Annotated in this window: 2 protein-coding genes and 1 pseudogene; all 3 read left to right on the forward strand. The window is 51.6% G+C overall.

The features are described from left to right. Positions 1 to 352, forward strand: a pseudogene (locus tag AC1DSG_RS30615) (colanic acid biosynthesis glycosyltransferase WcaI); the annotation flags it as partial. A 2-nt stretch (positions 353 to 354) separates the two neighbouring features. Continuing rightward, positions 355 to 825, forward strand: coding sequence for a GDP-mannose mannosyl hydrolase (locus AC1DSG_RS30620; RefSeq protein ID WP_477794211.1), 471 nt, complete (start codon positions 355 to 357; stop codon positions 823 to 825). A gap of 29 nt (positions 826 to 854) precedes the next feature. Next, positions 855 to 2,031, forward strand: a 1,177-nt coding sequence (locus tag AC1DSG_RS30625) for a mannose-1-phosphate guanylyltransferase/mannose-6-phosphate isomerase (protein ID WP_477794212.1), incomplete at its 3' end; no start/stop codon positions are given.

Raw genomic sequence — 2,031 nt, forward strand, 5'->3', positions numbered from 1 at the left:
TGCGCCTCTACAGCCCTATGAGGATTTACCGGCACTTCTGGCATCTGCAGATTGCCATCTGGTTATCCAGAAACGCGGTGCAGCAGATGCGGTTTTGCCATCCAAGCTTACTAATATCCTGGCGGTGGGTGGAAATGCGTTGATAACCGCCGATCCTGATACAAGTTTGGGGTTGCTCTGTTCGGAGTATCCAGGCATCGCTACGTTGGTTGAACCCGAGTCAGTTGACGCCTTGATCATGGGTATTGATGCGGTTTTAGCAATGCCGGTACCCAATGTAATTGCCACCCGCTATGCCAGTGAGTTTCTTGACAAAGACCACATCCTGACACGCTTTCTGGTCGAAATTTAATCATGTGGCTCAGTGATGATCTGTTTCGCACCGTTGTCGCCTCAACACCATTGATTTCGATGGATCTGGTTGTACAAAACTCCCAAGGAGAAATCCTGCTAGGCCAACGGCTTAATAGGCCAGCGCAGGGCGCATGGTTCGTTCCTGGCGGGCGCATCTTGAAAAACGAGACTATGGATGTAGCGTTTAGTCGATTGACCAGAGACGAATTGGGTAAAGCCTTCCAGCGTAGCGAAGCTCGTATGCTGGGTGCGTATGAGCATTTCTATATCAACAGTGTATTTGGCCATTCGGACAACAGTCCGGACACCCATTACGTCGTACTCGCTTATCAGCTTGTTCTGGTGGAAGGCGAAGTACTGCAACCACCAAACGCCCAGCATAATTCCTATCGCTGGTGGCCCTTGACCGAAGCGCAGGCTAACGAAGAAGTACACGACAACACACGTGCCTATCTCGATGATCTGCGTTAACTTTTCGAACCATGTAAAGGACGCGTGAAATGTTTTTCCCGATAATCATGGCAGGTGGTTCCGGCTCCCGTTTGTGGCCGCTCTCGCGGCAACTCAATCCCAAGCAGTTTCTCCCGCTGGCTGATGCAGACTTCTCCATGCTGCAAGCCACTATAAAACGTCTTGAGGGACTCGATGCCGCGTTACCACGGTTGATCTGCAACGAGCAGCACCGTTTCCTCGCAGCCGAGCAAATGCGCCTCCTGGGGATGGAACAGGTCAATATTCTGCTTGAGCCAGTAGGCCGTAATACAGCGCCGGCCATCGCTTTGGCGGCACTGCAGGCTTGTAATGATGCTGAAGATCCGGTGTTGCTGGTCCTGGCTGCTGACCATTTAATTCAGGATGATCAAGCATTCCACGCCAGCATCCGGGCTGCCTTGCCATTGGCCCAAATGGGCAAATTCGTCACTTTCGGCATTGTTCCAACACATCCGGAAACCGGGTACGGTTATATCGAGAAAGGCGACAAGATAGGTTCCGATGGTTTTATGGTGAGCCGGTTTGTTGAGAAACCCGACCAAGTAACCGCGCAGGAATACCTAGCTAGCGGCGACTATTTCTGGAATAGCGGAATGTTCATGTTCCGCGCGCGTCGTTATCTGGAAGAGCTGGAGCAATTCCGTCCCGATATATTTGTGGCGTGTCGTGATGCTTTAGCTGGTGGATCACAAGACATGCACTTCACGCGTGTGGATCAGGCAGCCTTTACCGCCTGTCCGGCGGACTCCGTAGATTATGCGGTAATGGAAAAAACCGCTGATGCCGTGATGGTGCCACTGGATGCGGGCTGGAGCGATATCGGCTCTTGGTCAGCGCTCTGGGACGTTAGCGAGAAAAACGAGCAGGGAAATGTCTTTAAGGGCGATGTACTTGATCAGAACTCGCGTAATACCTATGTGCACGCTGATAGCCGCCTTGTCGCAACTGTCGGCGTGGAAGATCTGGTAATAATTGAAACCAAGGATGCGGTACTGGTCGCCCACAAGGACCATGTACAGGACGTGAAGAAAATAGTCGAACAGTTAAACTTAGATTCTCGCAGCGAGCATATAAACCATCGCGAGGTGTATCGCCCATGGGGTACCTATGACAGCATCGACAACGGTCACAGATATCAGGTTAAACGCATTACAGTAAGACCGGGGGCTAAGTTGTCAGTACAGA

This window comes from Pseudomonas sp. P5_A12 (assembly GCF_056400685.1).

What these genes read in the sequence shown, in the direction of transcription:
- AC1DSG_RS30620 (WP_477794211.1), top strand. Translation starts at nt 355, where the DNA reads ATGTGGCTCAGTGATGATCTGTTTCGCACCGTTGTCGCCTCAACACCA.